This window comes from Amycolatopsis sp. NPDC049688 (assembly GCF_040674975.1).
Taxonomy (GTDB): domain Bacteria; phylum Actinomycetota; class Actinomycetes; order Mycobacteriales; family Pseudonocardiaceae; genus Amycolatopsis.
Map to the genome: position 1 here is coordinate 181,687 of NZ_JBFANY010000019.1, position 8,426 is coordinate 190,112.

Below are 8,426 nucleotides of genomic sequence, written 5' to 3' on the forward strand. Positions count from 1 at the left end.
CCTTTCGGTCCGAAAGTTCGTGAAGGCCACGTTGGGGGACGGTGAGTCCCTTACTGTGGCCTTCACGCACTTTCGGAGGTGAGACGGGTGCAGGGGACTTTCGGACAGGTCGAGTTCGTGCCGCTGCCCCCGCGGTTCGCCGATCGCGTGCGCTGGGGCTCGGTGGTCGTCGGCTGCTCCATGATCGCCGGGATGGTGCTGCTGTTCGGCCTCACGACGTACCTGCAGGGCATCGTGCACGGCCACGCGTTCCCGGACACGCTGCTGGGCAAGGCCGCGGCGGTGCTGCCGCCGCTGGGCGTGCTGGCGATCGCGGTCCTGGTTCTGACGTGCCGCCGCTGCCTCCGCGGCGACTACCTCGTGGTGGCCAGCGCGGCGTCGGCGCGCGGCGCGCTGCTGTTCACCTACCTGTTGACGCTGGTCCTGATCCTCGGCTCGTTCGCGGTGCCGATCGTGTTCCGGGTGTGGCGCGACACCCCGCACCTGCAGGCGCCCGACCTGCTCACGACGTTCTCGACGCTCGCCTTCGCCACCATGGGTTTCCTGGCCGGGATGGTGTACGTGCGGCCGTCCGTGCAGACGCTCAGGAAGTACAGCGACCACCCGATCTGGTAAGTCCACTTCAGACACTTGGCACCCGGGCACCGCTCTGCGCCGAGTTGCACAGATTTCTTTGCACAATCTTCTTTGCACGGCTACTGTGAACTCATGACCAGCGCTCCACCACCGGAAGAGCTCGACCCGGACGCCCTCAAGGCCGTCACGCACCCGCTGCGCCGCCGGATCCTCGGCGTCCTGTCGGCCGGGCCGGCCACGGCCACGAAGCTCGCTCAAGCACTGGGCGAGAACACCGGCGCGACCAGCTACCACCTGCGGGAACTGGCGCGGTTCGGCTTCGTCGAGGACGCCCCGGAGCTCGCGCGGGGCAAGGAACGGTGGTGGCGCACGCGGCGGCGGGACATCCGCTGGCCGCGGCGCAGCGAGCAGAGCGCCGAATCCCGGATGCTGTTCGACGACATGCAGCGGCAGGGGTTCGAGGACGACCTCGAAAAGCTCAACCGGTTCGCGGAAACACGCGAGGAACTGCCCGGCGACTGGCCGGACGCGCTGCTCTACGCACGCGGCGGCACCTGGCTCACCGCCGAGGAGCTCAAGCAGTTCTGGGACGACTACATGGAGCTGTTCCGCCGGTACTGGCGAAGCGAGGACGACCGGTCACCGGAAGCGCGGCGCGTGCTCGTGCGCTGGCTCGCGTTCCCGGATCCAGGGGAATGACATGACACCAGGGGGATTTCCATGCGAAGAGGGGTTCTACCGGCCGGGGTGATCCTGGCGATCACGGCGCTGGCGCCACCGGCATCGGCGGCGGACGGCGAAGTGACGTTCACGAACGGCGGCGTGACCTTGCACGGCACCGTCGTCGCACCACCCGGCGGGACCAAGCTGCCGGGCCTGGTGATGGTCCACGGCTCGGGGGCGCACAGCCGGGAGGACTACCGCGACCAGGCGGAAGCCTTTGCGCGGCAAGGCATCGCGACACTCATCTACGACAAGCGCACCGAAGGCTATTCCCAGTTCGAACGCTCGTACTCGACGCTCGCGGACGACGCGCTGGCCGCGGTCGAGGCGTTGCGGAAACGGCCCGAGGTCGACCCGGCGCGGGTCGGCGTCTGGGGGTTGAGCGAAGGCGGCTGGGTCGCGCCGCTGGCGGCTTCCCGTTCGGCGGACGTCGCTTTCGTCGTGACGGTCGGGGCCAACGGCGTGAAGCCGGCGCAGCAGCAGGCGTGGGCGATCGAGAACCAGCTGCGGCGCCTGGGGATGGACGGTTCGGTCGTGGGGATGGCGTCGTCGACGATGATGCGCCAGCTCGTCGGCGGCGGCGTGTTCCCGGAGGCGTACTACGACCCCGTGCCGGTGCTGAAGAGCCTGCGCCGTCCGGTGCTCGGGTTGTGGGGCGCGAAAGACGTCCTGACCCCGCCGGGCGAGGCCCTCCGGATCTTCGAGGAGACCGTCGCGCACCACACGCTGCGGGTCTTCCCCGACGCCCAGCACCAGCTGCGGCGGACCACGGACGGCTTCGACAAGCTGCCCGGCTACGCGCCCGGCTACCTCGAACTCGTCGGCAGCTGGGTGAACCACCTGCCGGACGTGTCGAGCGCCGACGCACCGCCGGCCCAGGACCGGCCGAGCGCCGAGATCACGCCGTTGCGCTGGTACGAGGCGACGTGGCTCCAGCTGGCCGTGCTGGTGCTGCTGCTGGTGGCGTTCGCCTGGTACCCGCTGTTCCGGCGGGGCCCGGCGGCGCGGCCGGCGCGCTGGCTGTCGGCGACCGGGCTGCTCGCGGTGCTCGGCTTCCTGGGCGTCGACGTGCTGATCCAGCTGACCATGGGCAGGTCGCTGGGCCCGGTGGTCCTGGGCCGGCCGCTGCCGTGGCTGGCGCTGCAGCTCCTCGCGGTGGGCGCGGTGGCCGCGACGATCGGCACGGCGGTGGCGTGGTGGCGCCGTCGGTCCCTGCGACTCGGCGTCCTGCTCGCCGGCGGCGTCCTGTTCGTCCCCTGGGCACTGTATTGGGGGCTGTTGACCGTCTGACGTAGGTTCGCCGTGAACGCTCGTGCAGGCTGCGGGCAACTGGGGGCATGCAGGTGATCCACGAAGGATCGGAGCTCTGGGGGCACGACCGCCCGGATCTGGGCGGACCCGAGCCCGGTCCGGCGTTCGGCCGGCTCTTCGACGCCCATGCCGCCCAGTTGCGCCGCTACCTCGCCCGGCGGGTCGGCATCGAGCCCGCGAACGACCTCGTGGCCGAGACCTTCCTGGTCGCGTTGCGGCGCCGCGAGACCTACCGGCCCGAGCTGGGCACCGCGCGGTCGTGGCTCTACGGCATCGCCACCAACCTGCTGCGCCACCACGTGCGGTCGGAACTGCGCGGGCTGCAGGCCACGGCCCGGCTGGCGCGCACCGGCGAGACGAGCCACGCCGGGCACGACGGCCGGGTCGCCGAGCAGGTCGACGCCCAGGTGCGCGCGGCCCAGCTGGCCGGCGCGCTGGCCCGGCTCAGCCCGGCCGACCGCGACACGCTGCTGCTCGTGTCGTGGGCCGGGCTGGAGCCGGCCGAGGTCGCGGAGGCCCTCGGGATCCCGCCGGGTACCGTCCGGTCCCGGTTGCACCGGATCAGACGCTGGCTCAGGACGAACGCCCCGGCCCAAGAGGAGGTGCAGGACCTTGCGTGAAGACAACGTCCGGAAGATCTGGTCCGAAGCCGAACTCGACGCGGCCCTCGACGACCTGCACGGCGACGTCGGCGACGACGACGGGCTCGCGTTCGCCCGCGCGTCCCTGCTCGCAGCGGCCGGCGTCGAGGAGGCCCCGCCCGCCGGGCCGCGCCGGTCCGGGGCGTGGCGGTGGCTCGCCGTGGCCGCGGCGGTCGTGACCCTGGTCGGCGGCCTCGGCGTCGCCGCCGCCCTGCGGACGCCGGACACGCCGGAGCCGGCCCGGCCGGCCGCCACGCTCCCCGACCTCGACCGCCCGCTCGTGCCCGGCGAGTTCCACTACACGGAGATGCGCGACTGGTCGACGTACATCACACCGCGGTTCGCGACCAAGGTCCTGCGGCGGATCGAGCTGTGGATCCCGGCCGACCCCACGGGCGTGTGGCACCGGCGCACGACGCTGACCACCGATCCGCGCTGGTCCGACGGCCGGGCCGTCGACCCGCTGCCCCTGCCCCTCGACGAGTACGGCCCGGGCGGTGTGTTCCCCAAACAGCAGTACCTGGTCTGGCTGACGCCGGACGCCACGTTCATCGATTCGCTCGTCCCCGACCGGCAAGAGCTGGCCCAGCGGCTGGCCTCGGACAGCTTGGACATGAACAGCCCGGCGAACAGCCGGGTGCGCACCGCCACGGAGGTGCTCGGCATGGTCCGCAGCGCGCTGGAGACCGGCCTGCTCCGGCCGGACGTCCGGTTCGCGCTGCGCGACGCCCTCGCGAGCATCCCCGGCATCTACGTCGCGCCCCACGAAACGACGCCGGACCAGCAGCCCGCCGCCGTCTACGTGGCCAAGGACACCGGACAGCGGCTGTTCCTCGACCCGGCGACGGCCCGGCTCCTGGCCGCGGACAGCGCACCGACGCCGATCATCATCCGCAACAAGGGGGTGCCGCAGACCACGCCCCAGCCGCCGCCGAGCTCGGTGGCCGTGCCGAACACCACGACGACGAACTTCCCCGTCTCCCCGCAGCGGCCCGGCCCGCCGAACACGCAGTACTCCTACGCCATCACGCGGACCTCGGGGTGATCAGCGGGCGTGACCGGCCGCGTTCAGCGCGTCCGCGACGTTCGCCACCTCCAGCACCCGGATCCCGGCGGGCGGCTTGCCGGAGTCCGGCGGCACCAGCGCGTGCGTGAACCCGAGCCGGGCCGCCTCCGCCAGGCGGCGGCCCACGCTCGGCACGCGCCGGATCTCGCCCGCGAGCCCGACCTCACCCACCGAGACCAGCCGCGGTGACAGGGCGACGTCTTCGAAGCTCGACGTCAGGGCCAGTACCAGCGCCAGGTCGATGCCCGGCTCGGTGATCTTCATGCCGCCGACGGTGGCCGCGTAGACGTCCTTGTCGCCGAGCTTCAGCCCGCCGCGCTTCTCCAGCACCGCCAGGACCATCGCCACCCGCGCGGAGTCGAGGCCGCTGACCGCGCGCCGCGGCTGCGGGGCCGCCGTCGCCGACACCAGCGCCTGGACCTCGCCCAGCAGCGGCCGCTTGCCCTCCATCGACACCGTGATCGCCGTGCCGGACACCGGCTCGGCCGTGCGGCTCATGAACAACCCCGACGGGTCCGGCACCCCGACGATGCCTTCTTCCTGCAGCTCGAAGCAGCCGATCTCGTCGGACGCGCCGAACCGGTTCTTGATGCCGCGGAGCATCCGCAGCGTCGAGTGCTTGTCGCCCTCGAACTGCAGCACGACGTCCACCAGGTGCTCCAGCACGCGCGGGCCGGCCACCGAGCCGTCCTTCGTGACGTGCCCCACCAGCACCACCGGCAGCCCGCGTTCCTTGGCCAGCGCGACCAGCCCGGACGTCACCGCCCGGACCTGCGTCACACCGCCGGGTGAGCCGTCGACCTGCGGGGACGCCATGGTCTGCACCGAGTCGACGATCAGCATCCCCGGTTTGACGTCGTCGACGTGGCCGAGGATGGCCGACAGGTCGCTCTCGGCGGCCAGGTACATCCGGTCGTGGACGTTGCCCGTGCGCTCCGCACGCAACCGGACCTGGCCCGCGGACTCCTCGCCCGTGACGTACAGGGACCGGTCGGCCGTCTTCGCCCACTGGTAGGCGACCTCGAGCAGCAGGGTCGACTTGCCGACCCCCGGTTCACCGGCGAGCAGCACCACCGCCCCCGGCACCAGGCCGCCGCCCAGCACCCGGTCGAGCTCGGAAACGCCGGTGCGGCGGGCGCGCGCCGCTTCGACGTCGACCTCGGCGATCGGCCTCGCGGGCGCGCTCGGTGCCCCGGCCGCGACGCGCTGGATGGCCGGCCTGGCCGGCGCCCCGCGCTCCTCGAACGAGCCCCATTCCTGGCACTCCGGACACCGGCCGAGCCATTTGGCCGCTTCGTACCCGCAGCTGCCGCAGCGGTAGGTGGTCCCCTTCTTCACCCCGCGAGGCTATCGGCGACCACCGACAAAACCGGGGACCTACTCCTTGACGTGCGCCGGCGCCGCGACCGGCAGCTCGACGGTGACCGGGCCGGCGTTCTGGAAGACGAACGTGACCTTGATGACCTGGCCGGGCCAGAGCGGCTGCTTCAGCGCGGGCAGCGTCACGGTGGCCTGGCCGACCTTCTCGGGCGCGGTCGGCGTCGCGGCCGGGCCGGACGACGGGACCTCGGAGGTGGCCGTCGCGGTGAGGTTGTTGCCCGGGCTGTTCGTGGCCGAGCTGCTGCCGGTGGGGGTGCCCGAAGACGTCGGAGCACCCGAAGACGCCGGGGCGCTCGACGACGAGGTCGGCGCGCCCGAGGACGTGGGCTGCACCTCGTTGGTGGACTCGACCGCGTCGTCCGGGCCGATGACCAGCGAGTGCGCCGCGACGACGGTCTTCGAGCCGCTGATGGTGGCCTGGCCGCCGCCCTCGACCGTCACCGAAACGAGCGAGTCGTCCCGGGCGTCCCGGTTCACGATCGTCAGGGTCAGCGCGGGGGTCGCGCCGGCCGGGTAGCCCGGGCCGGACGTCGGGTACTGGACCGCGGCGTTGCGCAGGTCGATGTTCTTGACCTGGGCGTGCGTCCCGTTGACCGCGGCCTGCTGCGTCGAGGTCTGGGTGATCTGGCCTGCCCCGCACCCGGCGAGCGCGAGCGCGGCACCGAGCGCCAGCACGCCCGCACCGAGCACGCGACGATTCTGCAGCCTCACGTCGCAGTCCTTCCCTTTTCACGGCCTCGTCGCCCCGAAGACTAGCCGGGGTCGATCTCCGCCGCGGAACGGGTGTGCGTTGCCGGGGCCCGGCGACCAAGATCAACCGTCCACAAAGGAATTCCCAGCCTGTGACGAAACGCTTCCCCGCTACCTGCGTGAGCACGGGGGTCCGACGTTTGTCAACCCCCGGCCAGGCCGCTGACCTGCGAGGACGAGTCCGGCCCGCTAGGTGGGCACTGGCGGCCCGTGCTAGGATGGAGTCAGCGAAAGGGGCAGAGGACACATGGTTTTCAAGGTCGGAGAGACCGTCGTCTACCCGCACCACGGTGCCGCACTCATCGAAGCCATCGAGACCCGCGTGATCAAGGGCGAGGAAAAGAAGTACCTCGTCCTCAAGGTCGCGCAAGGGGATCTCACGGTTCGCGTGCCCGCAGACAACGCCGAGATCGTCGGCGTCCGCGATGTCGTCGGGCAAGAAGGACTGGACAAGGTCTTCGACGTTCTGCGTGCTCCGCACACCGAGGAGCCCACCAACTGGTCTCGTCGGTACAAGGCCAACCTCGAGAAGCTCGCCTCCGGCGATGTGAACAAGGTGGCCGAAGTGGTGCGCGACCTCTGGCGGCGAGAGAAGGACCGCGGACTTTCAGCCGGTGAGAAGCGCATGCTGGCGAAGGCGCGGCAAATTCTGGTCAGCGAGCTCGCGCTCGCGGAGGGCACCGACGAGGACAAGGCTGAGGTCCTCCTCGACGAAGTTCTGGAAACCGCGACGGTCTGAGACCGGACCCCGCCCGACGGGAGGGCGGGTGCCTCTACGATCGCGTACCGATGAACGTCGTCGCGATCGTCACCGTCGCACATCATGCCTCCGACGGGGAGTCAGCTCTCACGCCGGTCCATGGTGAGGCACTGCTCACGCACACCGTGCGGGGGCTGCTCGACGTACCGGAGATCGATCTGGTGCTCGTGGCGGCCCCCCAGCGGTGTGCGTCGTCGTTTTCCGAGGCGGTCGGCGGCCTCGGCTGCCGGGTCGTCCCCGGCTCGCTCCGGCAGGCCTTCGCCGCCGTCGAGCCCGATCTTTCCCGTGACTCAGTTGTACTCCTCCACGACGCGCTGCGTGCCTTCATTCCTGCGCAAACGGTCCGTGACGTGATCGGTGCGGTCCGTGACGGCGCTCCGGTCGTCGTCCCGGTGCTGCCGATGGCCGACACGGTGAAGGTGACCGATGCGGATTCGCTGATCGTCGGCACGGAGGACCGGTCGCGGCTGCGCACCCTGCAGACGCCGGTGGGCTACGCGCTCGCGGCGTTCCGGCCGGACCTCGCCCCCGCCGGCGCGGCGACGGTCGAGGGTCACCCGGACGCGATGCGCGTCACGAGCGCTTTCGAACTGTCCCTGGCCGAGGCGATCGCGGCGGCACCGAAGAACGAGGAGACGCTGTGAGGATCGGCAACGGGGTGGACGTCCACCCGATCGAACCGGGCCGCGAGTGCTGGATGGCGGGCCTGCACTGGCCGGACGCCGACGGCTGCGCGGGCCACTCCGACGGCGACGTCGCAGCGCACGCCCTGTGCGACGCCCTCCTGTCGGCGGCGGGCCTCGGCGACCTGGGCGCGGTGTTCGGCACCGGCGACCCCCGGATGGACGGCGCCCACGGCACCGACATGCTGGCCGAGGTCCGGGGCCTGATCGAGGCGGCGGGCTGGCGGGTCGGCAACGCGACGGTCCAGATCGTGGGCAACGCACCGAGGGTCGGCAAGCGGCGCGACGAGGCGCAGAAGGTCCTGTCGGAGGCGGTGGGCGGCCCGGTCAGCGTGTCCGGGACGACGTCGGACGGCTTGGGGCTGACGGGCCGCGGCGAGGGCATCGCGGCCTTCGCGACGGCGCTGCTGCTCGCGGCGGAATAGGCGTCAGAGCTGGTTGTCCACAGCCCGGCCGTGATGCGGACAGGCCGGCGGCAGGTGTGAGCCGCCGGGATCACCAGCGTCGGCCCGCAGGAAAGCGGCGTCCCCGGCCAC

Annotated in this window: 10 protein-coding genes; 8 read left to right on the plus strand and 2 right to left on the minus strand. The window is 71.8% G+C overall.

What is annotated here, in order from left to right:
• Positions 1 to 87 precede the first annotated feature (87 nt).
• The 5 genes from AB0J55_RS39760 to AB0J55_RS39780 all read left to right on the plus strand — a co-directional run bounded on the left by AB0J55_RS39760 (position 88) and on the right by AB0J55_RS39780 (position 4,296).
• A complete protein-coding gene (locus AB0J55_RS39760; protein WP_364261150.1) occupies positions 88 to 615 on the plus strand; it encodes a hypothetical protein in 528 nt (175 codons plus the stop codon).
• A gap of 93 nt (positions 616 to 708) precedes the next feature.
• Complete coding sequence (locus AB0J55_RS39765) at positions 709 to 1,275, plus strand: helix-turn-helix domain-containing protein (RefSeq protein WP_364261153.1); 567 nt, start codon at positions 709 to 711, stop codon at positions 1,273 to 1,275.
• A gap of 48 nt (positions 1,276 to 1,323) precedes the next feature.
• On the plus strand, positions 1,324 to 2,589 hold the full coding sequence (locus tag AB0J55_RS39770; RefSeq protein WP_364261193.1) for an alpha/beta hydrolase: 1,266 nt from the start codon (positions 1,324 to 1,326) through the stop codon (positions 2,587 to 2,589).
• Positions 2,590 to 2,636: 47 nt separating this feature from the next.
• On the plus strand, positions 2,637 to 3,230 hold the full coding sequence (locus AB0J55_RS39775; RefSeq protein WP_364261156.1) for a sigma-70 family RNA polymerase sigma factor: 594 nt from the start codon (positions 2,637 to 2,639) through the stop codon (positions 3,228 to 3,230).
• On the plus strand, positions 3,223 to 4,296 hold the full coding sequence (locus tag AB0J55_RS39780; protein ID WP_364261159.1) for a hypothetical protein: 1,074 nt from the start codon (positions 3,223 to 3,225) through the stop codon (positions 4,294 to 4,296). Before AB0J55_RS39775 ends, AB0J55_RS39780 begins: the two co-directional genes overlap by 8 nt.
• Here the strand turns inward: AB0J55_RS39780 and radA are convergent, their stop codons facing one another.
• Together radA and AB0J55_RS39790 are read right to left on the minus strand one after the other, a co-directional pair.
• Positions 4,297 to 5,655, minus strand: coding sequence for a DNA repair protein RadA (gene radA, locus AB0J55_RS39785; RefSeq protein ID WP_364261162.1), 1,359 nt, complete (start codon positions 5,653 to 5,655; stop codon positions 4,297 to 4,299). It lies immediately after the preceding gene.
• 39 nt (positions 5,656 to 5,694) lie between these two features.
• Positions 5,695 to 6,408 (minus strand): hypothetical protein, encoded by a 714-nt coding sequence (locus tag AB0J55_RS39790; protein WP_364261165.1) that lies wholly within the window; start codon positions 6,406 to 6,408, stop codon positions 5,695 to 5,697.
• A gap of 286 nt (positions 6,409 to 6,694) precedes the next feature.
• Here AB0J55_RS39790 and AB0J55_RS39795 point away from each other — a divergent pair, with 286 nt between their 5' ends.
• Genes AB0J55_RS39795 through ispF form a run of 3 tightly spaced genes read left to right on the plus strand, consistent with a single transcriptional unit; the run spans position 6,695 to position 8,315 of the window.
• A complete protein-coding gene (locus AB0J55_RS39795; RefSeq protein WP_004559016.1) occupies positions 6,695 to 7,186 on the plus strand; it encodes a CarD family transcriptional regulator in 492 nt (163 codons plus the stop codon).
• A 50-nt stretch (positions 7,187 to 7,236) separates the two neighbouring features.
• Complete coding sequence (locus AB0J55_RS39800; RefSeq protein ID WP_364261168.1) at positions 7,237 to 7,851, plus strand: 2-C-methyl-D-erythritol 4-phosphate cytidylyltransferase; 615 nt, start codon at positions 7,237 to 7,239, stop codon at positions 7,849 to 7,851.
• Entirely contained in the window at positions 7,848 to 8,315 is a 468-nt protein-coding gene (gene ispF, locus AB0J55_RS39805) for a 2-C-methyl-D-erythritol 2,4-cyclodiphosphate synthase (protein ID WP_364261171.1), read from the plus strand. Before AB0J55_RS39800 ends, ispF begins: the two co-directional genes overlap by 4 nt.
• Positions 8,316 to 8,426 lie beyond the last annotated feature (111 nt).